This window comes from Erwinia wuhanensis (assembly GCF_030484085.1).
GTDB classification, from domain to species: Bacteria; Pseudomonadota; Gammaproteobacteria; order Enterobacterales; family Enterobacteriaceae; genus Erwinia; species Erwinia aeris.
The window spans coordinates 1-26,315 of record NZ_JAUJUH010000006.1 but is presented as its reverse complement, the minus strand read 5'-3'; the positions used below and the strand labels follow the sequence as shown (position 1 = coordinate 26,315).

Below are 26,315 nucleotides of genomic sequence, written 5' to 3'. Positions count from 1 at the left end.
ATCCAAATCAGTTAAAGGGGCGACCGTAGCCGCCCCGCGAAGCATCAGGCGCTTTTGCGCAGCAGCCCCTGCTTTTTCAGGTAGATCAGAAGAATGGAAATAGCCGCAGGCGTGATCCCTGAAATACGCGAAGCCTGACCTATCGATCCCGGCTTGTGATCGTTCAGCTTGGCGATCGCCTCGTTAGAAAGGCCGCTGACCTGACGGTAATCCAGCTCCACCGGCAGCAGCGTGTTCTCGTTGCGCAGCTGGCGATCGATCTCTTCCTGCTGGCGGGCGATATAGCCTTCGTATTTCACCTGAATTTCAACCTGCTCGGCGGCCTGAGCGTCGCTTAAGGCGGGCGCAAAGGTGCTGAGCGTCATCAGCTGCTGATAGGTCATCTCTGGACGACGCAGCAGATCTTCGCCGTTGGCTTCTTTGGTCAGCGCGGCGCTCAGTACGCCATTCACTTCATCCACGGCTTCAGATTTAGGATGCACCCAGATGTCGCGCAGACGCTGACGCTCCTGCTCAATGCTCTCCAGCTTCTCGTTAAAGCGCGCCCAGCGGGCATCGTCTACCAGACCCAGCTCGCGGCCTTCGGCGGTCAGACGCAGATCGGCGTTGTCTTCACGCAGCATCAGACGGTATTCCGCCCTGGAGGTGAACATGCGGTACGGCTCTTTGGTGCCCAGCGTGCAGAGATCGTCAACCAGCACGCCCAGATAGGCCTGATCGCGACGCGGCGCCCAGGTCTCTTTGTCCGCAGAGAGGCGACCGGCATTCAGCCCAGCCAGCAAACCTTGCGCCGCGGCTTCTTCATAGCCTGTCGTGCCGTTGATCTGACCGGCAAAGAACAGACCTTCGATAAATTTGCTTTCCAGCGTTGGCTTCAGATCGCGCGGATCGAAGAAGTCATATTCGATGGCATAGCCCGGACGGACGATCTTCGCGTTTTCCAGGCCCTGCATAGAGCGAACAATCTGCATCTGGACATCAAACGGCAGGCTGGTGGAGATGCCGTTTGGATAAATTTCATTGCTGGTCAGCCCTTCCGGCTCCAGGAAGATCTGGTGCGCGTTGCGATCGGCAAAGCGCATCACCTTGTCTTCGATGGAAGGACAGTAGCGTGGGCCAACGCCTTCGATCACGCCAGCGTACATTGGGCTGCGATCCAGGTTGCTGCGGATGACGTCGTGCGTTTTCTCGTTGGTATAGGTGATGTAGCAAGGCACCTGCTGTGGGTGCTGCGCCACGTTGCCCATAAACGAGAAGACCGGCAGCGGCGTATCGCCATGCTGCGGAGCCAGCACGCTGAAATCAATCGTGCGCGCATCGATACGCGGTGGCGTACCGGTTTTCAGACGGCTGACGCGCAAAGGCAGTTCACGCAGGCGACGAGCCAGCGGGATCGAAGGCGGATCGCCAGCACGGCCGCCGCTGTAGTTATCCAGCCCGATGTGGATCTTACCGTCCAGGAAGGTGCCTACGGTCAGCACAACCGCTTTGGCGCGGAATTTGAGCCCCATCTGGGTCACAGCGCCAACGACGCGATCGTTTTCCACAATCAGATCATCAACCGCCTGCTGGAAGATCATCAGGTTCGGCTGGTTCTCCAGCGCGGTGCGTACGGCCTGACGATAGAGCACGCGATCCGCCTGAGCACGGGTAGCCCTGACGGCGGGTCCTTTGCTGGCGTTTAGTATCCTGAACTGGATACCGGCCTGGTCAATAGCGTGTGCCATCAGGCCGCCCAGCGCGTCCACTTCTTTAACCAGATGTCCTTTTCCGATGCCACCGATCGCCGGATTGCAGGACATTTGTCCAAGCGTATCAATGTTATGCGTTAAAAGCAGGGTTTGCTGACCCATCCGGGCTGCCGCCATAGCGGCTTCCGTGCCCGCATGACCACCACCGATCACGATGACGTCAAAAGGATCTGGATAAAACATGGTACTGAACCTCGCGGTTGTGCGATTTAAAAGAGTGGGGGATGCCCGGGGCGTGAATTCTACTCAACTTTGGCCGAAGGTGAAAGCGCAGGGCCAGACACGTATTAAAAAGAAGATCTTTTTTATTTAGAGATCTCTTTACTGGATCTTCTATTAGGATCGACGATCTCTGTGGATAAGCCTTTTTTCCTTTCCTGGATCATCAGCTTAAGCGGGATCGTTTGCTGTGAAAGATCGGTGATCCTGCGGCGTATAAGCTGGGATCAAAAAGGCATGTTATGCACAGGCTCGATCCGACCGTACGGTTGTTCTTTGGATAACCACCGGTTATTACCGCTGGATCAGCATAGTTATCCACAGTTGATCGCTATTTAAATAGGCAAATCGGGGGGAAATTTACAAAACTTCGCCTGTTTTTCAGGCGTCGATCGCACAAATTGCTGCGATCCGACGCCCGATCGTCAGCCGATCAGCGTTTTCCAGCTCTCGATCCACACCTCAGCGGGATCTTCGGGGATCTCATGTTCGAGCACGTCAATATCCAGACGGTCGCCGATGCGCTGTGCACCACATGCCGTCAACAATTTGTCCATTTTATCGATCGCACCGCAGAAAAGATCGTATTCACGGTTGCCGATACCTACGGCGCCGTAGCGCAGCTGGCTCAGATCCGGACGCTTCTCTTCTATTTCATCAAACAGCGGCTGCAGGTTATCGGGCAGATCGCCGGCTCCATGGGTAGAGGTCACTACCAGCCACGTTCCTGCTGTCGAAAGCTCGTTCAGCTCTGGCCCGTGCAGTAATTCGGTAGAAAAGCCCGCTTCTTCCAGCTTCTCGGCCAGAAGTTCGGCAACATATTCCGCACTGCCCAGGGTGCTGCCAGTGATTAAGGTTACGTCCGCCATGTGAGATCCCTGTTTGCTAAAGGCGGCTATTGTACGCTGTGATCAGTCTGGGATCTACCTGTGGGTAAGTAAGGTTAATAAATGTAGATGAGCGGGTTTAACTGCCGCTTTTGTTTTGCGGGCGAATAAGTGAAAGCACGCCGCGAGCGCCACGTGCCGGACGGACAGGAACGTTCCTGACCTGATATGAGATATTTCAACAAAAATGAGGCGCCGATCTTTTGTGGATAATATTGTGCACAGATCAGGGCTTGATCGTCCGCATGATCGGGTTTTGCAGGGAAATTAACGTCTCGGTGGACTGGATCTCGTCAATGGTCTGGATCTTGTTGATCAGCACCTGTTGCAGCGCGTCGATGGATCGGCACATCACCTTAATAAAGATGCTGTAGTGCCCGGTGGTGTACCAGGCCTCCACCACTTCATCAAGCGCGTCCAGCTTCGCCAGCGCGGCCGGATAGTCTCTGGCGCTTTTTAAAATGATGCCAATAAAGCAGCACACGTCATAGCCAAGCTGGCGAGGATCGATTTCCACCCGCGTACCTTTAATGATGCCTGCCTGCTTCATCTTCTCTACGCGGACGTGGATAGTGCCGGGGCTGACGTTGAACTGCTTGGCCAGCTCGGCATAGGCGGTACGTGCGTTGGCCAGCAGCGCATTGAGGATGCCGCGATCGAGATCGTCGGGTTGCAGATTATCGGGCATACAGGCTCCGTCATTAAGGATTTGATAATTTGTCAGGGAATAATGTGCAGGAAAGTGAAAATGCAGGCAATAAAATAGCGGATAACTTATGTTACCCGCTATAAGGAAAACACAACCGCCTGGTCATAGCCAGAGGGTTATCTGATGTTAGCGCTTGCGCCAGACGGTTAGCTGGGCGACGGAATGCTGATATTTACGCGCCGTTTCGCGGATCACAAACGGCACGTCCTGCGGCGCGGCGATCTCTTCGAAATCTGCCGCCAGCAAACGCTGCAACGCCTGGTAGGTGGTCAGCGCCTCGCCGTTTTCGCGGATGCCGCCCAGCCAGTTCTCTTTTGGCGTGTACTCTTCCAGCCAGGTGTACGGCGACGACAGCATCAATACGCCGCCGGTATTGATCATCCTCGTGACGTCCTGCAAAAAGCGCTTCGGCTGACGCAGCCTGTCGATCAGGTTAGCGGCCAGCACCAGGTCGTAACCCGCCTTTTGCGGCTTCAGGTTGCAGGCGTCGCCCTGCATAAACTGAATGCGGCTGGCCTGCTCTGCGGCGAGGCCGAAATCTTTCAGCCGCACCTGGTGATATTCCACCAGGTCGCCCTCTTCCTGGGTCACATAACGGAAATCCTCGCCGCTGGTCAGCTGGAGCGCCACGTCGATAAAGCGCGCGGAGTAATCCATGCCCACTACTTGCTCAAAATAGCGGGCCAGCTCAAAGCTGGCGCGACCGGTGGCGCAGCCGATATCCAGCGCGCGGCCTCGTTTATCGGTCATGCGACAGGCGATATCCACCAGCGCCTTCGCATAGTTTTCTGTACCGAAGTAGCCCGGCCCGTACTGGAAGTCCAGGTATTGCGACACCATGCTGTCGGTTTCATACGGATTCAGCATTTTCTTTTCCTGATGGTTGGACACGACGTAGCGAAAGCCCGCGTGCTGGAAAAAGTGGCGGCGGAACGCATAGCGGGAGGATTTAATCGCTTCGTTGCCGGTGGAAATCCAGCTGCCGCCTTTAATTAGCGCATGTTTGCCGTCGAAGGTCGGCGTCGAAAAGTCGTCATAAAGCGGATGGACTTTAAAACCTTCCAGCCCGTTTATCGGCGTGGTCGTCCACTGCCAGACGTTCCCCACCACGTCAAAGAATTCGCCTTGGGCAAAGCGATCGACCGGACAGGAAGAAGCCCACCAGGCCAGATTCAGGTTGCCCGGCGCCTGCAGCCAGCGATCGCCTTCAACCTGCTCACGCAGCAGCAGCCATTCGGCCTCGCTGGGGAGCTGAACGGAACGGCCGGTTTTATCGGCTTTCCAGCGGCAAAAGGCGGCCGCCTCCAGCTGGTTGACTTCGACCGGCCAGTCCCACGGCATCGCGACTTCTTCAGTCATCAAACGCAGCCGTAACTGGTCAGGTTCCTCAGGCGATCCCACCCAGAAAGTCGGCATGGTTGCCTGCGCGAAATTGCGCCAGCCCAGACCTTCCTCATCCCACCAGCGATCGTCCCGATAGCCGCCCGCCGTGATAAATGCAAAAAACTCCGCGTTGCTTGCCAGCATCTGGCTGGCTTCAAAAGGCTTCACCTCGGTGGACAGCGTGCCGTATTCATTATCCCAGCCGTAGGTATCGTCGGTTTTCCCCTGCGTGACGCGTGCGCCGGCAACGGCTATCAGTCTGTTCTGCGGCACGGCGTGGCGATCGTGACGGGCGTCGGGACAGGCTGGCCAGTACGGCTGCGGTTTAACCCAGGCGAGCGGCAGCTGGCGGATCAGCACGCTGGAGGTTTCCAGATGGATCCGTTCATGCTCGATCCCCATCAGGATCACCCAGGCCGGGCTGTCCCAGCCGATCGGCAGCGTCAACGGCATCTCTTTAATGACGCTTTCGACAAGATGACGCACCTTGCCACGATAGTCGCGCAGCTCGGCAAGCGTCGGCCACGCGTAGTGGGTTGCGTCCAGATCGTCCCAGCTCATCTCATCCACGCCGATAGCCATCATCGCTTCGATATGGTCGTCCACGCGGTTGTCGAGCAGGCCGGCCGCTACCAGCTTATTAATATAGAAAGTCGCGGTATGGCCGAAATAGAACACCAGCGGATGGCGCAGCGAAATCGCCTTAGTGTAATAAGCCTGCTCATCGGCAAGGCAGTCGAACAGGCTCTCGTAGAGCGCCCACGTTTGTTGGAAATAGCCAAGAAGCTCCTGTCGTTTTTGTTCTGCGTCGCTGCCGCTAAGCAACAACGTGTGAGTTGGGGCAGGTAACTCTGGGGAAAAAGCCTGGTGATGTTGTGCCACGTAATACTCCTGAGAACCGTAGGCGGGATAAAGCGTAGCTATGACTATAGCAGGAGAGGATTGTCGGGCAGCGGCAAAGGGAAAATCAGCGCTGCCAGCGGCGCAGCAGACGGCTCTTCAGGCCGGTATCAAAACGCCAGATATGGTCGAAAATGCGCATAATACCCGGTTTTCCATGATCGGACAGCGCAACGGCGTGAAAGCGCTGCTGCTGGAGGAGCTGGTGCTTTTTGACGGTTTTAACCAGATCTTCCGGCAGCCGCTGGGCGATAAAATCGGAAATAATGACGGCGTCGGCATCGTTCCACTCCGGTGTGGCGAGCCTGCCCAGCACCGACTGCAAACAGGCTGCCAGATCGGTGCCGCCGCGAAAGCGCTGGCTGAGAAAGCGGATCGCCTGAGCAATGCCGTCGTCTGCGGTCAGCTCGTAGCCCACCACTTCATGCGCGAACAGCATTATGTAGCAGCGACGGTTATCGGCCAGCGCCACCTTCAACAGGGCCAGGCAAAAGGCCTTGGCGCAGCGTTCGTTAAAGCCGCCCATCGAGCCGGAAGTATCCACGCAGACGATAAAAGGCCCGCGCGGCTGTTCTTCATGCTGCTGGTGGCTGACCGGGCGCTGCGAAACCCTGTCATGCCAGGCTTCGCCCTGCAGCCGATAGGTCAGCAGCCGTTTCTCCACCAGCCTGCGATAGAACTCCAGTTCCAGCTCGCTGATGCCCAGCGCCGCCAGCTCCGGCGGCAGCAGGCGCAGCACGTCGTCGCTTTGGTGAATGCCGTTGACCTCTTCCGGCACGCTGGCAGGTTCCCTGACCAGCTGGTGGAACGCCTCCAGCGGCGCCTGCTCGCTCAGTACCGCTTTGGCTTCGCGGCTGCGGCCCAGCTGTTCCGCCAGTTTTTGCAGCATCGGCTGCTGCGCCAGGAAATCGCCGTAATCGACCATCAGCTGATAATCGCCGCGCTGTAGCGGGCTTTTACTCAAATCCCACAGGCGGCTGGCGGCGGCATCGCTGTTATCCGACAGCACCGGCGCCAGCTGGCCGCTCATCGCCAGCCTTTGCTGTAGCTCCGCCAGCAGCTTTTCCCGCTCGCTGTCGAGCAGCTGCTGATTCAGCGACAGGGTTTGCAGCGTCAGGCTCAGCCGCCAGCGCTGTAAAAACAGCGTATGCTGCGGCTCGCTCATGCTCTGGCCCGCGACGCTATGCGCCACCAGCTCGCGGGCTTTGTCTTTAAACGGCGACTGATGCGAATCCAGGTAAAGCAGGATAGACGGAATTTTCAGGCAAAATGCCTGATGGGCGAGCGGCTGGCACTGTTGGAAAAGCGTAAATTCACCGGCAAGCGCTTCCGGCACCGCTGTTTGTTTCAGCTGCGCCAGGAGCTCCGATTTCCAGCGCGGCAAATCGTGCAGCAGCGCCTTTTTCATGCCGGGAAATTTTTCAAAAAAAAGGGCGAGCTGCGGGCTGGCCAACAGCGTCACCACCAGCTCTTCAATCAGGTCGCCTTCGCTGACCGCCAGAAAGGCGCTGAGCGTATCCAGCGATATCAACGACGCACCTGTTTCAGCTGCTCAGCGACCTGTTGCAGGCTCTCTTCGATCTTCGCCAGCCAGTCGTCGCTGATAAACAGGCAGCGATGATGCTGACTGAACAACGTACGTTGGGCATGCAGCTGTGCCTCTACCTCATCAAGCGCCTCGACAATCTCCTGCGGCAGCCCGTGTTCCAGCGGCTGGCCCGGCAGCATCAGCCGCGAAGTCTGGAGGCTGACATCGCGCACTGTCAGGCAGTCGGCGCCGTCGATATGCAGATCCAGCGTCTGGGCAAAACCAATACCGTTAAGCTTGCCGCGCACTTCGCCGCCTTTTTGCAGCCAGTGGTACAGCGGTTCGCGGCCAATCACGATATGGCTGACCTGCATGTCGTGCAGCATCAGCGGCTTTTGCAGCATCAGCGTCAGCGTGTCGGCGGACAGCGCCTCGGGCAGCTCATAATGGGGTTTACGGCTGAATATGCCGCCGTGCTTCTCCAGCCTTATCGCCTGCTCTACGCTTTTTTCCTGCTGCAGGCTCAGCCGGCGTGAGGCGATTTGCTGCAGTTTGATCAGCATCGGCTGCTGCTGCCAGGCCTGCTGGGTAATCAGGTTGTCTATCTCGCGATCCAGCAGCGCCATTGAGGCAACGTCGTGCCACAGACAATCTTTCAGCAAAATCAGATCTACCGGCGCGATCGCTTTACGACCGCTGTAAAAAGCGCAGGCCTGTAAAAGATGGATCGCTTTTTTCCAGCGGCGATCGGAAATATAAGGCGCTTCCGGCTGGTTCTCCAGCTGCTGGCGCAGCATAAAAATCAGCTCAAACACCTCTTCCGGCAGCGCAACCTGCGCAATGCCTTTTTGCCATTCGCTATACTCTTCATCAGTAATGCAGAGCGACTCCGCGACGGGATTGCTGTTCTCATCCTGCTGATGGGTCAACATGCTGCGAAAGTTCTGCTTTTCATGCACGTTATCAAGCCACAGCCGGATCAGCATCCGGTCATACAGCGCTTCCAGCCCGCTGTCGGCTTCGGGCAGTTCGTTGGAGGCGGTCACCAGCAGCCGCATCGGGATGGCTTCTTCACAATCGCCGTTGCGAAAGCGGCGCTCGTTGATGGCGGTCAGCAGCGTATTGAGGATAGCCGGCCCGGCTTTCCAGATTTCATCCAGAAAGACGATTTCGGCATCGGGCAGGTAGCCTTTGATCAGGCGCTGATAGCGGCCTTCATCTTTCAGCGCCTGAATGGAAAGCGGCCCGAAAACTTCTTCCGGGGTGGAGAAGCGGGTCATCAGATATTCAAAGGCGCGGGCATGCTGAAAGGCATACTTCAGCCGACGGGCTATCAGGCTTTTGGCAATACCTGGCGGGCCAAGCAAAAAAACGCTTTCGCCGCTTAATGCCGCCAGCAGGCAAAGGCGAATAGCGTGATGGCGTTCGTAAAGTCCCTTTTCTAACGCGTTGCTGAGGCGTGCGATTCTTTCCGCCAGGAGGTGAGGCTGGGACATCATCAAACAGTATCCTTTTCTACGTTCTTGCCAGCGGGCGACTGGCGAGCGCAAACACTACTGGCTATGATGCTTGAAAGAGTTGATATACGTCAGCTTTTTTCTTGTCAAAGGGTGACACAGGCCATTGAAGTCGCTTTCCATACTCCAATTAAGGATAGGCATTCAGAATGATTCGTGCATACTGTGCGTTTTTTGATGGCTTGATAAGCTGGGCGCGTTTCAGCAATCAGCTCCAACAAAAGATCTTCCTATGAGTTCTGATAAAAAGCAGTCCCTTGGCGCCGTGACCTTAGCGGCAATAGGCGTCGTCTATGGCGATATCGGCACCAGCCCTCTCTATACGCTGCGGGAGTGTCTCTCCGGCCAGTTCGGTTTCGGCGTTGAGCGCGATGCGGTATTCGGCTTCCTCTCGCTGATTTTCTGGCTATTAGTGCTGGTGGTCTCGTTAAAATATATCAGCTACGTGATGCGCGCTGACAACGCCGGCGAAGGGGGGATTCTGACCCTGATGTCCCTGGCGGGCCGTCATACCGGTGCCAGAGCCACGGCGGTTTTGGTCATTATGGGGCTGATTGGCGGCAGTTTCTTCTATGGCGAAGTGGTGATCACGCCGGCCGTTTCGGTACTTTCCGCTATTGAAGGGCTGGAAATCGCCGCGCCTAACCTTGATGCCTGGATTGTGCCGCTGGCGATAGCGGTGCTGACGCTGCTGTTTATGATCCAGAAACACGGCACGGGTATTGTCGGTAAACTGTTCGCGCCGGTCATGCTGGCATGGTTCATCATTCTGGCCATACTGGGCGCTCGGGGCATTATGGCTAATCCCGACGTGCTGCACGCGCTGAACCCCTATTGGGCAATGCACTTCTTTTTTGAATATAAAACCGTCTCGTTTTTTGCGCTGGGCGCCGTGGTGCTGGCTATTACCGGCGTGGAAGCGCTGTATGCGGATATGGGCCATTTCGGCAAGCTGCCGATCCGTCTGGCCTGGTTCCTGGCGGTGCTGCCGTCGCTGGTGCTGAACTACTTCGGCCAGGGCGCGCTGCTGCTGAAAAATCCCGAAGCGATCAAGAACCCGTTCTTTCTGCTGGCGCCGGACTGGGCGCTGATCCCTATGCTGATCCTGGCGACGCTGGCGACGGTTATCGCTTCTCAGGCGGTGATTTCCGGCGTTTTCTCACTGACTCGCCAGGCGGTTCGTCTGGGCTATTTACCGCCTATGCGCATCGTGCATACTTCTGAAGAGGAATCCGGTCAAATCTACATTCCGGTCATTAACTGGATACTCTTTTTCTCCGTGGTGATCGTGATTGTCGGCTTTAAACACTCCAGCAACCTGGCAGCCGCCTACGGTATCGCCGTAACCGGTACGATGGTGCTGACCTCCATCCTTTGCACCACCGTGGCGATAAAAAACTGGCACTGGAACCGCTATCTGGTGCTGTTTATCCTGCTTTGCATGTTGTGCATCGACGTTTCGCTCTTTTCGGCCAACCTGGTGAAAGTGTTCTCCGGCGGCTGGCTGCCGTTAAGCCTGGCGCTGGTGATGTTTGTGATTATGACCACCTGGAAAAGCGAGCGTTTCCGTCTGCTGCGCCGGATGCATGAACACGGCAACTCGCTGGAAGCGATGATTGTTTCGCTGGAGAAGTCGCCACCGGTACGCGTGCCGGGCACCGCCGTCTATATGTCGCGCGCGCTGAACGTTATTCCTTTTGCCATGCTGCATAATCTCAAGCACAACAAAGTGTTACATGAACGTGTTGTGCTGCTGACGCTGCGGACGGAAGATGCGCCTTACGTCCATAACGTGCGTCGCGTGTCTATTGAACAGCTTTCCCCCACTTTCTGGCGCGTGGTGGCGAGCTACGGCTGGCGGGAAACGCCTAATATGGAAGAGATTTTCCACCGCTGCGGGCTGGAAGGCCTGAACTGCCGGATGATGGAAACCTCGTTCTTTATGTCGCATGAATCGCTGATTATCGGCAAGCGGCCATGGTATTTGCGTCTGCGCGGCAAGCTGTTTATGGCGCTACAGCGCAACGCCCTGCGCGCGCCTGACCAGTTTGAGATCCCGCCAAACCGGGTTATTGAACTGGGCACCCAGGTCGAAATCTGACAAGCCGGGCTACTGTACTGGGCACCCAGGTCGAAATCTGACAAGCCGGGTTATTGCACCGGGTACCCAAGCCGAAACCTGACCCTGCAAGGCCGACAATCGTCGGCCTTTTGTTTTGCTTACCGCCAGGCATATCCTCATCCCGACTCCTGAAAGAAACGTCGGATTTCTAAACCGGCGGCTTACTGAGCTGCATGTTCCGGCGCGGCTTAGCGGGTTCTGTCGGCATCTAACCGGGCCAGGGTGTCACCACATACCAGCATGTCATTTTGCCACTACATACCAGCATGTCACTTTGCCACTACGTCACTACGTCACTACGTCACTACGTCACCACGTCAGCATAACTGCAAAGCCGCCGCCGTCACGATTGGCGCAACGCATCTGCATCCCATGCAGGCGGGCAATACGGTTAACGATAGACAGCCCAAGGCCGCTGCCCGATTTTTCCTGCCCCGGCGGCCGATAAAACCGCTGCCCCAGGCGGCACAGATCATCTTTGCTGACGCCTGGCCCGTTATCCGTGACGGCCAGGCCGTTTTCATTAATGCTCAGCTGCACCAGGTTTCCTGACTGGCCGTAACGCAGGGCGTTTTCTACCAGGTTACGCATCATTAGCGACAGCAGCAAAGCGTTACCGTTACGGATAATGGGCGAAGGCGGTGCTTCCAGCGCTATCTCCATTCCGGCGGCCTGCGCCTGTGAGTAATGGTCGATCACGGCCTGCTGGAGCAGCTGACGCAGATCCAGGCTTTCCGTTGCCAGATCGGCTTTGCTGTCCAGCCTTGAGAGCGTAAGCAGCTGATCCACCAGGCGAGTCGCGCGATCGATACCAAGATCCAGGTTTTGCAGCGCGTGGCGGCGCACCGTTTCGTCATCGTGAGCCAGCTGCGCGACCTCCGCCTGAACCTTGAGCGCGGCCAGCGGGCTTCTTAACTCATGCGCGGCATCGGAAGTAAAACGCCGTTCGCGCAGCAGCATTTCGCTGACGCGTGAGAACAGCGCGTTCAGCTCCGTCAGCAAGGGCTTCACCTCGTTCGGCACCCGCTTTTCCACCAGCGGCGTGCCGTCATCAGGCGTGCGCAGACGCAGCTGGCGGGCAATTCTTTTTAACGGCGCCAGCTCGTGCGTAACCAGCCACAGCAGCAGCAGCAGCATAATCGGCAGCGCGATCAGCCAGGGGATCAGGTTGGTCTGGACGATATCGCGGGTCATGTCGTCGCGGTATTCCCACTCCTGACCTACCACCACCACATATTGTTTGTCCGGCGTGGGTAGCCAGACCATACGCCATAAATCGTCATCCCCCCGGAGCTTGCCATCGGTAAAACCGTCGCGCCTGTGACTAAAGAGAAAATCCTTGCCGTTGTCGCCATCGTTCATCACCATGCGGCCATCCGCAGTGAAAACGGCAAATGCCAGCGCGTCATCCTCCTGTTCGCCGCGATGATGCTTCAGCAGCTTTTTAGTTTTTGGCAGCGTTAACGGTTCGTGGCTCAGCTGCTCGGGATTCATGGTCGCCAGCCGTTTGGCAAACAGCATCTGCTGGGTATCAAACAGCTGATTGATGTTGTGCCGCGTCTGCCACCACGAGCCGATGCTGGCAGCACCCCAGCAGATAAGCGTCAGCAGCAGAAAACCCAACATCAGGCGCAGGCGCAGGCTTAGTCGATGCATTACGCATCTCCCAGCGTATAGCCGACGCCATGAACGGTACGGATAAACGTGCTGCCCAGCTTTTTGCGCAGGTAGTGGATATGAACTTCAACGGCATTGCTGGAGACGTCGTCATCCCAGCCATACAATTTTTCCTCCAGCTGCGCGCGGGTCAATACGCGACCAGGGTTAAGCAAGAACAGCTCCAGCAGGGCCAGTTCGCGCGGCTTCAGGGGGAGCGGCTCGTCGTTCAGGGTGGCCGTATGCGAACCGGAGGCCATCGCAACCGCGCCGTGGCGGAGCACGGGCTGTAGCTGACCGTGACGTCGTCGAATTAATGCCTGTAGCCGGGCGGCGACTTCGCTGAGGGCGAAAGGTTTGCAAAGGTAGTCGTCGGCGCCCTGCTGCAGCCCGGCAAGCCGCTGCTCCAGGGCATCCCGCGCGGTCAGGATCAGTACCGGCTCGTCCCGACCCTGCTGCCGCCAGCCGCGCAGAATATCCAGGCCGTCAATGCCGGGCAGGCTTAAATCCAGCACTACCGCATCGTAAGAGGTAGCGGAAAGCGCCGCCTGCCCCGTTTTGCCCTCGGTAAACCAGTCGACGCTGAAACCCAGCTTGCTCAGACCTGCTTTAATCCCGTCGCCAATCAGGCGATCGTCTTCAATGACCAAAATTTTCATGGCGACTTCCTCTGTGATTAACGGCTTTATACGAAAGGGAACGGGCGCTGTACAGGCAAAAATCGGGAAAAAAGGCTATTTTTCGGTACGGCTCGCAAACCGCGTATTTGATGATGTCTCTTAAGATCCTGTTAAGAAAAGTTTGTTTAACTGAGCCCTGAACACGACGAATCGCGCAGCGAAAGCTGCCTCACTCCATGGAATAAAGGTGACTATGATGAAAAAAACTGCTGCTTTATTTGCCCTTGCCGCTCTGGTTTCCGGCCCGGTATTCGCTGCTCAGAACGGCGGCTTCAGCGACCCAAGTGCGCCGACCGCGCCGACCGCCAACGTGCAGAAAGGCGGTTTCAGCGGGGATGAAACCGTGGTCACGGTCAAACAGGCGCAGGATATGAAGGACGACGCCTGGGTGACGATGCGCGGCAACATTGAAAAGCGCGTCAGCGATGATGACTATATCTTTCGTGACGCGACCGGCACGATGAAAGTGGATATCGATCATAAGCGTTGGGAAGGCCAGAACATCACGCCAAAAGACAAAGTCGAAATCCAGGGCGAACTGGATAAGGACTTTAATTCCGTCGAGCTTGACGTGAAGAAAATCCGCAAGCTGAACTGATTCAGCCTCGATCGGCTGGCCGAAGGTGAGGCCAGCAGCCCGACTGCGCTACCGACGGGTAAGCGACCTTCGGCGGCGTCTGGATCCGGGGCGGCCGCGTTCTTAGCAGCTTGCCCCGGTTGCGGCTAACGGCTTCCGTAACCGCTACGCTGACCCCGTAATGGCTAAGTTAGCCCTGAGGCGGCCAGTCTGGCCCCACAATGGCTGAGCAGGTCTCGCTATGGCCTAGGTCGACATCATGGACAGGTGCATAACGGCAGGCGAGCGGTCGAAACGGCGCCAGGCCAGCGCAATATCAGTATTTAACGCCGCATCGTCAACAGGGCGAAACACCACGCCGGGATGCGCGATGCAGCATAGCGATTCCGGCACGATAGCGAAGCCGAAACCCGCGGCCACCATGCCGATGGACGAAGAAATCTGCGGTGACTGCTGCCCGGTATGCGGCTGAAAGCCGGCGCGCAGGCAGGCGCTGATCACCAGTTCATACAGGCTTGGCGCAACCTCGCGCGGAAACATAATCAGCGTGTCATCAGCCAGCTGCGACAGGGAAATTTTCGACTGCGCGCCCAGCGCATGGCTGGCAGGCAGCGCCACCAGCATCTTTTCGCTGGCTATTACCTTCAGGTTAAACGCTTTGCTGCTCTCACAGGGCAGGCGAACGAAAGCGGCATCCAGCAAGCCCTCCTGCAAGTCGTGCATTAGCGACGCCATATTTTGCTCACGTGTCAGTATCGTCATTGACGGATAGCGAGCCTGAAAATCCTTCATCAACGCAAAAATCGCCGAATGAAAGGCGACCGAGCTGGCGACACCCAGCGAAAGCTTGCCGGTCACGCCGCGGGCTATCCCTTTGGCTTTCTCCAGCGCATGCCCGGTCAGCTCCAGGATCTGGCAGGCATCCTGATAAAAAGCTTCCCCCGCTTCCGTCAGCTCCACGCCGCGTGACAGCCTCCTCAGCAGCGGCGTACCTATTTCCCGTTCCAGACGCAGAATTTGCTGGCTGAGCGGCGGCTGCGAGATCCCCAGCATTTCTGCGGCACGCGTAAAGTGGCGCGTTTGCGCGACCGCGACAAAATAACGCAGATGGCGGAGTTCCATATCTAATTCGTCTCAAAGTGATGGGCTTTCTATATTGGAATTCATAACTGAATCGAGTCAACATTCAATTAGTAATCCTGAACTGTTTTAGCATAGAGGCAAGTTATGAAACATTCTGTAACCGACTGTTTATGTGAGCAACAGCTGGTTTCAACCGTCAGCGGGCTCCGTCAGCAAAGACCAGAAAGCGTCATCTATCAAACCTCTCTGATGAGTGCGTTGCTCAGCGGCGTGTACGAAGGCAACGTTACCGTAGCCGACCTGCTGAAGAAGGGCGATTTTGGTTTAGGCACCTTTAACCAGCTCGATGGTGAGCTGATCGCTTTCGACAGCGAGGTTTATCAGCTGCGTTCCGACGGCAGCGCACGGGAAGCCGATCCGCAGCAGAAAACGCCTTTTGCCGTGATGACCTTTTTCCAGCCTCAGTACCGCCATCGTTTCTCTGCACCGGCCAGCCGTCAGGCTATTCACGATCTGATCGACAGCCAGGTGACTTCGGACAATCAGTTTTGTGCGCTGCGGATCAACGGCCGTTTTTCTGCGGCCTCCACGCGTACCGTACCTTGCCAGCATCGACCCTATCGTTCTATGCCGGAAGTACTTGGCCAGCAGCCTACCTTCCGGTTCAGCCAGCGCGACGGCGTGCTGATTGGTTTCCGTACCCCGCAGTATATGCAGGGCATCAACGTAGCGGGCTATCACGAACATTTCATTACCGACGATCGCCAGGGCGGCGGCCATCTGCTGGATTACCAGCTGGAAGAGGGCGAGCTGACCTTTGGCGAGATCAGCAAGCTGGTCATCGATCTGCCGGGCGACAGTGATTTTCTGCAGGCCAATCTGAATCCGGAAAATCTGGATTCCGCCATTCGCTCCGTTGAAAGCTAATCCTGAGGAATTAAGATGAAAAACCCAACCGAAACCGCTCTCTGGCAGCACGGCGCCGATTTGGTCGTGGCACAGCTGGAGGCGCAGGGCGTAAAACAGGTCTTCGGCATTCCTGGCGCGAAGATCGACAAAATGTTTGATTCGCTGGTGGACTCGACTATCCAGACCATTCCGGTGCGTCATGAAGCCAACGCTGCCTTTATGGCTGCCGCCGTGGGCCGCCTGACCGGCAACGCGGGCGTGGCGCTGGTGACTTCCGGACCGGGCTGCTCGAATCTGATCACGGGCATGGCGACCGCTACCAGCGAAGGCGATCCGGTGGTGGCGCTGGGTGGACAGGTGAAGCGGGCTGACAGCGCCAAACAGGTGCATCAGAGTATGGATACCGTGTCGATGTTTCGTCCGGTCACCAAATATGCCGTCGAGGTCACCGACTCCAACGCGCTGGCGGAAGTGGTCTCCAACGCCTTCCGTCATGCCGAGCACGGTCGCGGCGGCGGCGCCTTTGTCAGCCTGCCGCAGGATATCGTTGACCAGCCCGCTCGCGGTCAGCTGCTGACCAGTAAAGGCCAGCTGCTGCTGGGGCCTGCGCCGGATGCGGCCATTGCCGCCGTTGCCGCGCAAATTGCCAAAGCAAAAAACCCGGTACTGCTGCTGGGCCTGATGGCCAGCCAGCCGGCAAACAGCGATGCGATCCATCGCCTGCTGGAGCGCAGCCGCATTCCGGTTACCAGCACTTATCAGGCCGCCGGCGCGGTCAGACAGGAACACTTCTCACGTTTTGCGGGCCGCGTTGGGCTGTTTAACAACCAGGCGGGCGACCGTCTGCTGCGCGAGGCCGACCTGATTATCACTATCGGCTACAGTCCGGTTGAGTACGAACCGGCCATGTGGAACAGCGGCGGCGCCACGCTGGTACATATCGACGTGCTGCCCTCCGATGCCGATAACTGCTATCTGCCTGATGCGGAACTGATTGGCGATATTGCCGCCACCGTCGACAAGCTGGCCGAGCGCATTGATACGCCTTTACAGCTCAGCGCAGAAGCGGCAGCCATTCTGGACGATCGGCAACAGCAGCGTCAGCTGTTATCAATGCAGGGCAAAAATCTCAACCAGTTCGCGCTGCATCCGCTGCGGATCGTGCGCGCCATGCAGGACATCATTAACAACGACGTCACGCTGACCGTGGATATGGGCAGCTTCCATATCTGGATCGCTCGCTATCTCTATAGCTTCCGCGCCCGCCAGATCATGATCTCCAATGGGCAGCAGACCATGGGCGTGGCGCTGCCATGGGCTATCGGTGCCTGGCTGGTGGATCCGAGTCGTAAAGTGATCTCGGTTTCCGGCGACGGCGGCTTCTTGCAGTCCAGCATGGAGCTGGAAACGGCGGTCAGGCTGAAAGCCAATATCCTGCACATCATCTGGGTCGATGAGGCCTACAACATGGTGGCGATGCAGGAAGAGAAGAAATATCAGCGCGTTTCCGGCGTGAAATTCGGGCCGGTTGATTTTAAAGCCTATGCGCAGGCGTTCGGCGCGGCGGGCTTTGCGGTGGAAAGCGCGGCTGAGCTGGAGCCGACGCTGCGTAAAGCAATGGATGTCAACGGGCCTGCGGTGGTCGCCGTACCGGTGGATTACGCCGATAACCCAATGCTGATGGGTCAGCTGCATCTGAGCCAGATTCTTTAGTATTCAAGGAGATAATATGAAAACGAAAGTAGCCTTAGTCACGGGTAGCGGCCAGGGGATCGGCAAAGCCATAGCGCTGCGTCTGGCAAAAGACGGTTTTGCCGTGGCGGTCGCGGACTATAACAGCCAGACCGCGCGTCAGGTGGCCGACGAAATCGCCAGCGCAGGCGGTAAAGCGATTGCGGTAACGGTAGATGTCTCAAAGCGTGACCAGGTCATCGCTGCGGTGGAACAGGCTCGTAAAGAGCTGGGCGGGTTTGACGTCATCGTCAACAACGCCGGGATTGCGCCAACTACGCCAATTGAAGAGATCACGGCGGAAATGGTGGATAAAGTTTACGATATCAACGTAAAAGGCGTGATTTGGGGAATGCAGGCGGCAATTCAGGCGTTTAAAGCTGAAGGCCACGGCGGCAAAATCATTAATGCCTGTTCGCAGGCGGGCCATGTCGGCAACCCGGAGCTGGCGATCTACAGTTCCAGCAAGTTCGCCGTACGCGGCCTGACGCAAACCGCCGCCCGCGATCTGGCTCCGTTGGGCATTACCGTCAACGCTTACTGCCCGGGCATTGTTAAAACGCCGATGTGGGACGAGATAGATCGTCAGGTGTCAGAAGCGGCAGGTAAACCGCTGGGCTACGGTACGGCAGAGTTTGCCAAACGCATTACGCTGGGCCGCCTGTCTGAACCAGAAGATGTCTCCGCCTGCGTTTCTTTCCTCGCCGGGCCTGACTCCGACTACATGACCGGTCAGTCGCTACTGATCGATGGTGGAATGGTATTTAACTAATCCCTGCCGACCGCCTTACGAGGCGGTCTTTTTTCATACCGTTCTGATGACCGATCGCTCCTCCTTTCCTGTTGCACATCCTGCGCAAAGCTTGTTAACGAAACGTTTCGATGGCGATCACAGTTCCGTATCATGACGATTGTTTTCCGCCGCCGTTTTTTTACACTCCCGATCAGCGAAACGTTTCGCTCTGGAGTGAAAGATGAAAAAAGGCGCCTTACTGAATTCTGCAATCTCTTCCCTGGTTTCCCGCCTGGGCCACACCGACAGCGTCACTATCGGCGATGCGGGCCTGCCCATCCCTTCAGGGCCGGAGCGCATCGACCTGGCGCTGACCAAGGGCATTCCCGGCTTTATGCAGGTAGTCGAAACCGTAACGAAAGAGATGCAGGTCGAGAGCGCCATCATCGCGGAAGAGATCAAATCTCATAATCCACGGCTCCACGACGAACTTTCCGCACTGCTCGATTTACTGCAACAACGCCAGGGAAACACTATCGCCGTTCAGTACGTTTCTCATCAACAGTTCAAACAGTTAACACAGCGCAGCCATGCGGTTATTCGCAGCGGGGAGTGTTCGCCCTACGCGAACATTATCCTTGGCGCTGGCGTGACCTTCTGAGGCCGTCATGCAACCTTTACTGCAACTACAGGGCATTGAAAAAGCCTTTCCCGGCGTCAAAGCGCTGTCCGGCGCTTCGCTGGCGGTTTACCCCGGCCGCGTGATGGCGCTGGTGGGCGAAAACGGCGCCGGAAAATCTACCATGATGAAAGTGATGACCGGTATCTATGCCCGCGACGCCGGCTCCATTAAATGGCTGGGCGAAGAGGTTAACTTCAGCGGGCCGAAAGCGTCGCAGGAAGCGGGTATTGGCATCATTCATCAGGAGCTGAATCTGATCCCGCAGCTTAGCGTGGCGGAGAACATCTTTTTAGGCCGCGAATTCGTTAACGCTTTCGGCGGCATCCGCTGGAAAAAGCTTTATGCGGAAGCGGACAAGCTGTTACAGCGGCTGAACCTGCGTTTCAACAGCCATAAACTGGTCGGCGACCTGTCGATCGGCGACCAGCAAATGGTCGAAATCGCCAAGGTGCTGAGCTTTGAGTCAAAAGTCATCGTGATGGATGAACCCACCGATGCGCTGACCGATACCGAAACGGCCTCGCTGTTTCGCGTTATCCGGGAGCTGAAAGCGCAGGGCTGCGGCATCGTTTATATCTCGCACCGCATGAAAGAGATTTTTGAAATCTGCGATGACGTCACCGTGTTTCGCGACGGGCAGTTTATCGCCGAAAGAGCAGTCGATACGCTGCACGAAGAAGCGCTGATTGAAATGATGGTGGGCCGCAGGCTGGAAGAGCAGTATCCGCGCCTGAACAAAGCACCGGGTGACGTGCGCTTAACCGTGAAAAACCTTAGCGGGCCGGGCGTAAACGACGTCAGCTTTTCACTGCGTCAGGGCGAGATCCTGGGCGTAGCGGGACTGATGGGCGCGGGCCGTACCGAACTCATGAAGGTGCTGTACGGCGCTTTTCCACGCAGCGGCGGCAGCGTCACGCTCGACGGTAAAACGGTAACGACGCGCACGCCGGAAGAGGGCTTGCGTAACGGCATCGTTTATATCTCTGAAGATCGCAAACGCGATGGGCTGGTGCTCGGCATGTCGGTAAAAGAAAACATGTCTTTAACCGCGCTCGACTACTTCAGCCACGGCGGCGGGCGGTTAAAACATGCCGAAGAGCAGCTGGCGGTCAGCGATTTTATCAAGCTGTTCAACGTAAAAACGCCCTCAATGATGCAGCCGATCGGGCTTTTATCCGGCGGCAACCAGCAGAAAGTCGCTATTGCGCGCGGGCTGATGACGCGGCCTAAGGTGCTGATTCTGGATGAGCCGACGCGCGGCGTGGACGTGGGCGCCAAGAAAGAGATCTACCAGTTAATCAATCAGTTTAAACAAGAGGGGCTGAGCATCATTCTTGTTTCCTCAGAAATGCCGGAAGTGCTGGGCATGAGCGATCGCGTGCTGGTCATGCACGAAGGCCGCCTGAGCGGCGATTTCCCCATTGAACAGGCCACGCAGGAACGCCTGATGGCGGCGGCGGTCGGCAAGCAACATAGCGCGGAGTTGGTCACACCATGAGTACTCAAACCCTACAGGCCAGCCGCGGCAAAGCCTGGCTGCTGGAACAAAAATCGCTGATTGCGCTGGTGGTGCTGATTGCCGTCGTCGCCAGTCAGAGCCCCAATTTCTTTACCCTGAACAATATGTTCAACATTCTGCAGCAGACTTCCGTCAACGCCATTATGGCCGTCGGCATGACGCTGGTGATCCTGACTTCAGGTATCGATCTGTCCGTAGGGTCGCTGCTGGCGCTGACCGGCGCAGTGGGTGCTTCGCTGGTTGGTATAGAGGTTAACGCGCTGGTCGCGGTGGCGGCCTCGCTGGCGCTGGGGGCGCTGATTGGCGCGATAACCGGCACCATAGTGGCAAAGGGCAAAGTGCAGGCGTTTATCGCCACGCTGGTCATGATGCTGCTGCTGCGCGGCGCGACCATGGTTTATACCAACGGCAGCCCGGTGAATACCGGCTTCAGCGATAATGCCGATCTGTTTGGCTGGTTTGGTATCGGACGGCCGCTGGGTATTCCCACGCCGGTCTGGCTGATGGCGCTGACCTTCCTGCTGGCGTGGTACATGCTGCACCATACTCGCCTGGGCCGTTATATCTATGCGCTTGGCGGCAATGAAGCGGCTACTCGCCTTTCCGGCATCAGCGTCAGCCGCGTCAAAATCACGGTCTATGCGCTGAGCGGCATGTTGGCGGCGCTGGCGGGCACCATTGAGGTGGCGCGACTCTCTTCCGCTCAGCCTACGGCGGGCACCGGCTACGAGCTGGACGCCATCGCGGCGGTGGTGCTGGGCGGCACCAGTCTGGCAGGCGGCAAAGGACGCATCATGGGCACGCTGGTCGGCGCGCTGATCCTGGGCTTCCTTAATAACGGCCTGAATCTGCTTGGCGTTTCTTCCTATTACCAGATGATCGTTAAAGCAGTCGTGATCCTGCTGGCGGTGCTGGTGGATAACAAAAAATAACCCTACAGGAATCGAAAATGAAAATGACTAAAATGACGGCGCTGGCCGTGCTGCTCGGCGCAACGCTCAGCGCCAACGCGATGGCGAAAGAGACGCTCGCGCTGGTAGTTTCCACGCTGAACAACCCGTTTTTCGTTTCGTTAAAAGAGGGTGCCCAGAAAGAAGCGGACAAGCTGGGCTACAACCTGGTGGTGCTGGATTCGCAGAACAATCCGGCAAAAGAGCTGGCCAACGTGCAGGATCTTGCGGTGCGCGGCACAAAATTGCTGCTGATTAACCCGACCGATTCCGATGCGGTAGGCAACGCGGTAAAAATGGCGAATCAGGCCAATATCCCGGTGATCACGCTGGATCGCGTGGCTGCTCAGGGCAAAGTCGTCAGCCACGTCGCGTCCGACAACCGCCTGGGCGGCAAAATGGCGGGCGACTATATTGCGAAACGCATCGGCGACCAGGCTAAAATCATTGAGCTGGCCGGGATTGCCGGGACGTCCGCCGCTCGCGAACGTGGCGAAGGCTTCAAAACGGCAGCCGATGCGCATAAATTTGTTATCCTTGCCAGCCAGCCCGCAGATTTTGACCGCACCAAGGGCCTGAACGTGATGCAGAACCTGCTGACGGCCCATCCGGATGTGCAGGCGGTGTTTGCGCAGAACGATGAAATGGCATTAGGTGCGATGCGCGCATTGCAAACGGCGGGCAAATCTGATGTGGTAGTAGTCGGCTTCGACGGCACTGCGGACGGCGTAAAAGCCGTGCAGGGCGGCAAACTCGCTGCCACCGTGGCGCAGCAGCCGGAGCAAATCGGCGTTATCGGCGTGCAAACCGCTGATAAAGTGCTGAAGGGCCAGCAGGTTCAGGCTATCAATCCCGTTGACCTGAAGCTGGTCACTAAATAAATCAAAGAAAAGCATGGCACGCGCCACCTCTTGCAGGTGGCGCCTTTTTCTGGACGCTCCCATGAATAAAACCGGCAGGCTGGCCGTGCTCGGCAGCATCAACGCAGACCATATTCTTAATCTGACCTCCTTCCCCCGTCCCGGTGAAACGGTGATCGGTAAGCAATACCAGATCGCTTTCGGCGGCAAGGGCGCCAATCAGGCCGTCGCGGCCGGACGCAGCGGTGCGGATATCGCTTTTATCGCCTGCGTGGGCGACGACGATATCGGCCAGCGTATCCGTCAGCAGCTGGCGGAAGACCATATCGATATTGCGCCGGTGGAGGTCATCGCTGGCGAATCTACCGGCGTGGCGCTGATCTTCGTTAATGATGAGGGCGAAAACAGCATTGCTATCCATGCTGGCGCGAACGCCGCGCTGTCGCCCGCTCTGGTCGAAAAACAGCGGAAGATCGTTGAAAACGCGGATGCCCTGCTGATGCAGCTGGAATCTCCGCTTGAAAGCGTGCTGGCCGCCGCAAAAATCGCCCGTCAGCATCAGACCAAAGTCATCCTCAATCCTGCGCCGGCCATGCCGCTCCCGGACGAGCTGCTGGCGCTGGTGGATATGATTACGCCGAACGAAACCGAAGCGGAAATCCTCACCGGCGTGGCCGTTGCCTCCGATGAAGACGCGGCGCGCGCGGCATCGGTGCTGCACGATAAAGGCATCCACAGCGTGTTGATTACGTTGGGCAGCCGTGGCGTATGGCTAAGCGAAGCGGGTAAAGGCGAGCGCATCTCAGGATTCAAGGTGCAGGCCGTCGATACTATCGCCGCAGGCGATACCTTTAACGGCGCGCTGATGACCGCGCTGCTGGAAGGCAAGCCGTTACCGCAGGCCGTGCGTTTTGCCCATGCGGCGGCGGCAATTGCCGTCACGCGATCCGGCGCGCAGCCTTCGGTGCCTTGGCGTGAAGAGACCGATCGCTTTTTACAGCAGCAGGAGTAGCCCGTGCCCACAATGAAAGATGTCGCTCGTCTGGCGGGCGTATCGACGTCTACGGTTTCCCATGTCATCAACAAAAACCGCTTCGTCAGCGAGGCGGTGAAGGAAAAGGTTACTGCGGCGATTACTGCGCTGAACTACGCCCCTTCTGCGCTGGCGCGCAGCCTTAAACTCAATCAGACGCACACGATAGGGATGCTGCTTACCGCCAGCAGCAACCCCTTCTATTCGGAAGTGGTGCGCGGCGTGGAAAGAAGCTGTTATGAACGCGGCTACAGCCTGGTGCTGTGCAACACCGAAGGCGACGAGGACAGAATGAACCGCAGTCTGGAAACGCTGCTGCAAAAGCGCGTCGACGGTTTACTGATCATGTGCACCGAAAGTCATCTTCCCTCTCCCGAGATCCTTAATCGCTATCCTTCTATTCCTATCGTGATGATGGACTGGTCGCCCTTTGAAGGCGGCAGCGACATTATTCAGGACAACTCGCTGCTGGGCGGCGAACTGGCGACCCGTTTTCTGATTTCGCGCGGCTATACCCGCATTGCCTGTATCGCCGGGCCGCAGGACAAGACGCCGGCGCGTTTGCGGCTTAACGGCTTTTATCAGGCTATGCAGCAGGCGGAGCTGGCCGTGCCTGAGGTGTATGTGGTCAGCGGCGACTTTGAATTTCAGGGCGGCTATCACGCTATGAATCAGCTGCTGGCATTGAGCCCTCGACCGCAGGCGGTATTCACCAGTAACGATGCGATGGCCGTTGGCGTTTACCATTCTCTTTATCAGGCGGGACTGTCGGTGCCTGAAGATATGGCGGTGATCGGCTATGACGATATCGAGCTTGCCCGTTATATGACGCCGCCGTTAACCACCATTCACCAGCCCAAAGACGAACTGGGCGAACTGGCTATTGATACGTTGATCCACCGTTTTGCCGATCCCGACGCCAGCCAGCAGCTGCTGGTGCTGACGCCGGAACTGATCGAACGCGGTTCGGTGGCGGAACGCTAGGCGCGTTTTTTCCGCTTTTCCCGGTCGGCAATCAGATGCCGGCCGTCGCCTGGCTTCAGCAGCATAAAGACCAGGCCGGAAAGCACCGTTACCACGCCCATCGTCAGGAAAGTGACGTGGAAGTGATCGACAGTGGTGCCGTCAAAATTGCTATAAAAACGCAGTACCGCCGCGCTGACCGCCACGCCAAAGCTGATAGCCAATTGTTGGGTGACGGCCAGCATACTGTTGCCGCTGCTGGCGTTGCTGTCGTTAAGGTCTGCCAGCGTAATGGTATTCATCGCGGTAAACTGGGTAGACATTGCCATTCCCAGCACAAATAACGGCAGCAGCAGGAGCGCCAGACTGGCCGCAGGCGACTGTAGCGCGAAGCTGGCTATCAGCACGCCAATAATGACGCTGATCCCCGTCAGCGTTTTGCGATAGCCGAACCAGCGCAGCACCTGCGTTACCGTTGATTTCGCCAGGATTGAACCTAGAGCGGTAGGCGCCATCATGCAGCCAGCCAGAATGGCGGTATAACCAAAGCCAACCTGGAGCATCAGCGGCATCAGGAAGGGAATACAGCCTGTACCGAGGCGCGAAGCGATATTGCCTAAGATGCCGACCGAGAAGGTGCGCGTCTTAAACATGGGGAGCGGGATCAGCGGCGTCGGATGACGGCGTGCATGAGCTATATAAAGAAGAAGCAGAAGAATGCCGCCGCTGGTTACCGCCAGCGCTATGCTGCTGGCGACTATTTTTTCGCCGAACAGCTCGATGCCGCTGGAGAGCATCACCAGGCCAATCCCAAAGAGCACAAAGCCGGTAAAATCAAAGCGGCGTTTCGGCGTGGTGAAGTCCGGCATATATTTGCGGGCATAGAAGATACCGAGAACGCCTACCGGAATATTAATCAGGAAGATCCAGTGCCAGCTCGCCCAGGTGACCAGTACGCCGCCAAGCAGCGGGCCCAGCACCGGACCGACCAGGCCTGGCATCGTCACAAAGTTCAGTACGGGCAACAGCTCGCTACGCGGATAGGCTCTTAACAGCGCCAGCCTGGCCACGGGCATCATCATCGCGCCGCCAATCCCCTGCACTATCCTGAACAGAACCAGCATAGTTAAAGAGCCGGAAAGCGCACAGGCCAGCGAACCCAACGTAAATAAAGAAACGGCAGCGATAAAAACTTTCCGGGTGCCAAAGCGATCCGCCAGCCAGCCGCTGACCGGGATCAGCATAGCGACGGTCAGGGTATAGCTGATAACAGCAGATTGCATGGCGAGGGGCGAACGGTTAAGGCTTAAGGCGATGGCGGGAAGTGCAGTATTCAATATCGTGGCATCAAGCGCCTGCATAAAGAAAGCCATGGCGGCAATCCACGGAAGTCCGGCCATACTGCGCGCGGATTTTATCATTGGGCATCCTTCTCAGTCGTTATTACCGACAGGAAAATCCTGCGAAGTAAAAAGAATAGCATCGGCAGGCCGGTGATTGTGATGGATATAAAAGAGAATTCGGGGCAATTTGCGGGTTAAATAACCTTAAAAAGTACGTTTATTGTTCCTTTGTTGAAAAAAGAAACGGTCGGAAGTTTTTTTTACAGAAACGCTTGTCAGCCGTCAGAAACTCCCTATAATGCGCCTCCACTGACACGGAACAACGGCCTGACGGTCACCGGGTCAGAAGGTTCAGGAAGCTGAATCGCCGGAGAAAACTTCTGAAAAAGAGGTTGACTCTGAAGGAGGAAAGCGTAATATACGCCACCTCGCGGCAGGAAGCGAAAGCACTGGCCGCAACGCTCTTTAACAATTTATCAGACAATCTGTGTGGGCACTCGCAGGATTGATATCAAGCGTCTCCGGACGCAAAAAAATATCAAGTCTTAAGAGTGAACACATAATGAAATTCATTATGACG

21 protein-coding genes are annotated in these 26,315 nt (G+C 57.1%); 11 read left to right on the top strand and 10 right to left on the bottom strand.

Annotation, left to right across the window (positions count from 1 at the left end; genetic code table 11):
- Nucleotides 1-44: 44 nt before the first annotated feature.
- The 6 genes from mnmG to ravA all read right to left on the bottom strand — a co-directional run bounded on the left by mnmG (nt 45) and on the right by ravA (nt 8,873).
- Entirely contained in the window at nt 45-1,934 is a 1,890-nt protein-coding gene (gene mnmG / locus QZH36_RS14895) for a tRNA uridine-5-carboxymethylaminomethyl(34) synthesis enzyme MnmG (protein ID WP_253456858.1), read from the bottom strand.
- Between the two features lie 461 nt (nt 1,935-2,395).
- Nucleotides 2,396-2,839, bottom strand: a complete 444-nt coding sequence (gene mioC / locus QZH36_RS14890; RefSeq protein WP_253456861.1) for an FMN-binding protein MioC — start codon at nt 2,837-2,839, stop codon at nt 2,396-2,398.
- Nucleotides 2,840-3,083: 244 nt separating this feature from the next.
- A complete protein-coding gene (gene asnC / locus QZH36_RS14885; protein WP_125289166.1) occupies nt 3,084-3,545 on the bottom strand; it encodes a transcriptional regulator AsnC in 462 nt (153 codons plus the stop codon).
- A gap of 147 nt (nt 3,546-3,692) precedes the next feature.
- A complete protein-coding gene (gene ovoA, locus QZH36_RS14880; RefSeq protein WP_301251601.1) occupies nt 3,693-5,831 on the bottom strand; it encodes a 5-histidylcysteine sulfoxide synthase in 2,139 nt (712 codons plus the stop codon).
- An 85-nt stretch (nt 5,832-5,916) separates the two neighbouring features.
- Nucleotides 5,917-7,380: an ATPase RavA stimulator ViaA gene (gene viaA, locus QZH36_RS14875; RefSeq protein WP_253456867.1), complete on the bottom strand. Its 1,464-nt coding sequence runs from the start codon at nt 7,378-7,380 to the stop codon at nt 5,917-5,919.
- Nucleotides 7,377-8,873: an ATPase RavA gene (gene ravA / locus QZH36_RS14870; RefSeq protein WP_253461173.1), complete on the bottom strand. Its 1,497-nt coding sequence runs from the start codon at nt 8,871-8,873 to the stop codon at nt 7,377-7,379. Before ravA ends, viaA begins: the two co-directional genes overlap by 4 nt.
- 253 nt (nt 8,874-9,126) lie before the next feature.
- On the opposite strand from ravA, the gene kup reads away from it, so the two are divergent.
- Nucleotides 9,127-10,995: a low affinity potassium transporter Kup gene (kup, locus tag QZH36_RS14865; RefSeq protein WP_253456870.1), complete on the top strand. Its 1,869-nt coding sequence runs from the start codon at nt 9,127-9,129 to the stop codon at nt 10,993-10,995.
- Between the two features lie 330 nt (nt 10,996-11,325).
- On the opposite strand, the gene qseC is transcribed toward kup, so the two are convergent.
- Together qseC and qseB are read right to left on the bottom strand one after the other, a co-directional pair.
- The gene (gene qseC / locus QZH36_RS14860) at nt 11,326-12,672 is read right to left on the bottom strand and encodes a quorum sensing histidine kinase QseC (protein ID WP_301730561.1); all 1,347 of its coding nucleotides are present in this window, start codon (nt 12,670-12,672) and stop codon (nt 11,326-11,328) included.
- Nucleotides 12,672-13,331 (bottom strand): quorum sensing response regulator transcription factor QseB, encoded by a 660-nt coding sequence (qseB, locus tag QZH36_RS14855; protein WP_301730560.1) that lies wholly within the window; start codon nt 13,329-13,331, stop codon nt 12,672-12,674. The genes qseC and qseB overlap by 1 nt, the downstream gene beginning before the upstream one ends.
- A 217-nt stretch (nt 13,332-13,548) precedes the next feature.
- Between qseB and QZH36_RS14850 the strand changes: the two genes are divergently transcribed.
- Nucleotides 13,549-13,950 (top strand): YgiW/YdeI family stress tolerance OB fold protein, encoded by a 402-nt coding sequence (locus tag QZH36_RS14850; RefSeq protein ID WP_253456880.1) that lies wholly within the window; start codon nt 13,549-13,551, stop codon nt 13,948-13,950.
- Between the two features lie 225 nt (nt 13,951-14,175).
- On the opposite strand, the gene QZH36_RS14845 is transcribed toward QZH36_RS14850, so the two are convergent.
- Nucleotides 14,176-15,051, bottom strand: coding sequence for a LysR family transcriptional regulator (locus tag QZH36_RS14845; RefSeq protein WP_301730559.1), 876 nt, complete (start codon nt 15,049-15,051; stop codon nt 14,176-14,178).
- A 105-nt stretch (nt 15,052-15,156) separates the two neighbouring features.
- Between QZH36_RS14845 and budA the strand changes: the two genes are divergently transcribed.
- The 9 genes from budA (at nt 15,157) to rbsR (ending at nt 24,413) form a co-directional block, all read left to right on the top strand.
- The gene (gene budA, locus QZH36_RS14840) at nt 15,157-15,939 is read left to right on the top strand and encodes an acetolactate decarboxylase (protein WP_125289159.1); all 783 of its coding nucleotides are present in this window, start codon (nt 15,157-15,159) and stop codon (nt 15,937-15,939) included.
- A 15-nt stretch (nt 15,940-15,954) separates the two neighbouring features.
- Entirely contained in the window at nt 15,955-17,634 is a 1,680-nt protein-coding gene (alsS, locus tag QZH36_RS14835; protein ID WP_253456890.1) for an acetolactate synthase AlsS, read from the top strand.
- A gap of 16 nt (nt 17,635-17,650) precedes the next feature.
- Complete coding sequence (locus tag QZH36_RS14830) at nt 17,651-18,424, top strand: (S)-acetoin forming diacetyl reductase (RefSeq protein WP_253456895.1); 774 nt, start codon at nt 17,651-17,653, stop codon at nt 18,422-18,424.
- Between the two features lie 202 nt (nt 18,425-18,626).
- Nucleotides 18,627-19,046: a D-ribose pyranase gene (gene rbsD / locus QZH36_RS14825; RefSeq protein ID WP_253456898.1), complete on the top strand. Its 420-nt coding sequence runs from the start codon at nt 18,627-18,629 to the stop codon at nt 19,044-19,046.
- Between the two features lie 7 nt (nt 19,047-19,053).
- Nucleotides 19,054-20,565: a ribose ABC transporter ATP-binding protein RbsA gene (rbsA, locus tag QZH36_RS14820; RefSeq protein ID WP_253456901.1), complete on the top strand. Its 1,512-nt coding sequence runs from the start codon at nt 19,054-19,056 to the stop codon at nt 20,563-20,565.
- Nucleotides 20,562-21,518 (top strand): ribose ABC transporter permease, encoded by a 957-nt coding sequence (gene rbsC, locus QZH36_RS14815; protein ID WP_125289154.1) that lies wholly within the window; start codon nt 20,562-20,564, stop codon nt 21,516-21,518. The genes rbsA and rbsC overlap by 4 nt, the downstream gene beginning before the upstream one ends.
- A gap of 17 nt (nt 21,519-21,535) precedes the next feature.
- Nucleotides 21,536-22,417: a ribose ABC transporter substrate-binding protein RbsB gene (rbsB, locus tag QZH36_RS14810; RefSeq protein ID WP_253456904.1), complete on the top strand. Its 882-nt coding sequence runs from the start codon at nt 21,536-21,538 to the stop codon at nt 22,415-22,417.
- 61 nt (nt 22,418-22,478) lie between these two features.
- Nucleotides 22,479-23,408 (top strand): ribokinase, encoded by a 930-nt coding sequence (gene rbsK, locus QZH36_RS14805; RefSeq protein WP_253456907.1) that lies wholly within the window; start codon nt 22,479-22,481, stop codon nt 23,406-23,408.
- A gap of 3 nt (nt 23,409-23,411) precedes the next feature.
- Nucleotides 23,412-24,413: a ribose operon transcriptional repressor RbsR gene (rbsR, locus tag QZH36_RS14800; protein ID WP_367652776.1), complete on the top strand. Its 1,002-nt coding sequence runs from the start codon at nt 23,412-23,414 to the stop codon at nt 24,411-24,413.
- Here rbsR and mdtD read toward each other — a convergent pair.
- Nucleotides 24,410-25,813: a multidrug transporter subunit MdtD gene (gene mdtD / locus QZH36_RS14795; protein WP_301730558.1), complete on the bottom strand. Its 1,404-nt coding sequence runs from the start codon at nt 25,811-25,813 to the stop codon at nt 24,410-24,412. The two genes, rbsR and mdtD, sit on opposite strands and share 4 nt — an antisense overlap.
- Nucleotides 25,814-26,315 lie beyond the last annotated feature (502 nt).

Excerpts from the sequence above, each read along its gene's own strand:
- mnmG (WP_253456858.1), bottom strand. The coding sequence starts at position 1,934 with ATGTTTTATCCAGATCCTTTTGACGTCATCGTGATCGGTGGTGGTCAT.
- mioC (WP_253456861.1), bottom strand. The coding sequence starts at position 2,839 with ATGGCGGACGTAACCTTAATCACTGGCAGCACCCTGGGCAGTGCGGAA.
- asnC (WP_125289166.1), bottom strand. The coding sequence starts at position 3,545 with ATGCCCGATAATCTGCAACCCGACGATCTCGATCGCGGCATCCTCAAT.
- ravA (WP_253461173.1), bottom strand. The coding sequence starts at position 8,873 with ATGTCCCAGCCTCACCTCCTGGCGGAAAGAATCGCACGCCTCAGCAAC.
- kup (WP_253456870.1), top strand. The coding sequence starts at position 9,127 with ATGAGTTCTGATAAAAAGCAGTCCCTTGGCGCCGTGACCTTAGCGGCA.
- qseC (WP_301730561.1), bottom strand. The coding sequence starts at position 12,672 with ATGCATCGACTAAGCCTGCGCCTGCGCCTGATGTTGGGTTTTCTGCTG.
- qseB (WP_301730560.1), bottom strand. The coding sequence starts at position 13,331 with ATGAAAATTTTGGTCATTGAAGACGATCGCCTGATTGGCGACGGGATT.
- QZH36_RS14850 (WP_253456880.1), top strand. The coding sequence starts at position 13,549 with ATGAAAAAAACTGCTGCTTTATTTGCCCTTGCCGCTCTGGTTTCCGGC.
- QZH36_RS14845 (WP_301730559.1), bottom strand. The coding sequence starts at position 15,051 with ATGGAACTCCGCCATCTGCGTTATTTTGTCGCGGTCGCGCAAACGCGC.
- budA (WP_125289159.1), top strand. The coding sequence starts at position 15,157 with ATGAAACATTCTGTAACCGACTGTTTATGTGAGCAACAGCTGGTTTCA.
- alsS (WP_253456890.1), top strand. The coding sequence starts at position 15,955 with ATGAAAAACCCAACCGAAACCGCTCTCTGGCAGCACGGCGCCGATTTG.
- QZH36_RS14830 (WP_253456895.1), top strand. The coding sequence starts at position 17,651 with ATGAAAACGAAAGTAGCCTTAGTCACGGGTAGCGGCCAGGGGATCGGC.
- rbsD (WP_253456898.1), top strand. The coding sequence starts at position 18,627 with ATGAAAAAAGGCGCCTTACTGAATTCTGCAATCTCTTCCCTGGTTTCC.
- rbsA (WP_253456901.1), top strand. The coding sequence starts at position 19,054 with ATGCAACCTTTACTGCAACTACAGGGCATTGAAAAAGCCTTTCCCGGC.
- rbsC (WP_125289154.1), top strand. The coding sequence starts at position 20,562 with ATGAGTACTCAAACCCTACAGGCCAGCCGCGGCAAAGCCTGGCTGCTG.
- rbsB (WP_253456904.1), top strand. The coding sequence starts at position 21,536 with ATGAAAATGACTAAAATGACGGCGCTGGCCGTGCTGCTCGGCGCAACG.
- rbsK (WP_253456907.1), top strand. The coding sequence starts at position 22,479 with ATGAATAAAACCGGCAGGCTGGCCGTGCTCGGCAGCATCAACGCAGAC.
- mdtD (WP_301730558.1), bottom strand. The coding sequence starts at position 25,813 with ATGATAAAATCCGCGCGCAGTATGGCCGGACTTCCGTGGATTGCCGCC.